At 62.7% G+C, this 1,021-nt stretch carries 1 pseudogene; it reads left to right on the top strand.

Annotated elements, in window-relative coordinates:
* Nucleotides 1-53: 53 nt before the first annotated feature.
* Nucleotides 54-1,021 (top strand): annotated as a pseudogene (locus Q9R39_RS24715) (IS3 family transposase); the annotation flags it as partial.

Consider the following 1,021-nt stretch of genomic DNA (forward strand, 5'->3'; position numbering starts at 1 on the left):
TGAATCACCCCTGGTTTGATGCCGCTTCCTTCTGAGTCAGGAAGGATGAGCACATGCCTAAGAAGATCGATCCGGAGGTCCGTTCGAGGGCCTTGCGTTTGCTGGAGGCGCACGGCGGCGAGTACACGTCGTTGACTGCCGCGGCAGAGGCGATCGCCAAGCAGGTCGGTGTCGGTGGGGAGACGGTACGTCGGTGGGCCGTGCAGGCCCAGGTCGATGCCGGCGCCCGGTCGGGGACCACGTCGAAGGAGTCCGCTGAGATCAAGCGACTCAAGGCGGAGAACAAGCAATTGCGAGAGGACGTTGCCATTTTGAAAGCGGCGACGACTTTCTTCGCGGGGGAACTCGACCGCCGCAACCGATGATCGTGGCGTTCATAGATCAGATGCGCGCCAACGGTTTTGCGGTCGAGTCGATCTGTCGGGTCTTGCGTGAGCAGGGCTGCATGATTGCCGCACGAACCTACCGGGCATCGCGAACACGCACGCCTGCCGCTCGGACCGTCTCCGATGCCCACGTCGTCGATGCGGTGCGCACCGTGGTCTGGCGCACCGATGACGACGGCCGGCGGAAGATGACTCCGGAGGGCCTCTACGGGCGGGTGAAGATGCGCGCCCATCTGCATCGGACAACACTGCCCGGGGTGTCCTATGGCGCCGTTGATCGAGCGATGAAAGTGCTAGGCCACAACGGGATTCGAAGGTCCAAGGGAGTCCGTACGACCGTGCGGTCCGCTGATGGTGTACGTGCGGAGGATCTGGTGAATCGACAGTTCAGTGCCGTCGAGCCGAACCGGGTGTGGGTGACCGATTTCACCTACTGCCGGACGTGGGCGGGGTGGGTGTACGTGGTGTTCATCATCGACGTGTTCTCACGTCGGATCGTGGCGTGGCACGCCTCGACGTCGAAGACGGTGGAGCTGGTGACGGTCCCGCTTCGGATGGCGCTGTGGCAGCGGAAACGAGAGGGTCATCCGGTGAAAGCTGCTGAGCTGATTCATCATTCGGATGCTGGAAGTCAG

Source organism: Gordonia sp. AC31 (genome assembly GCF_031844505.1).
Lineage (GTDB): Bacteria > Actinomycetota > Actinomycetes > Mycobacteriales > Mycobacteriaceae > Gordonia > Gordonia hongkongensis.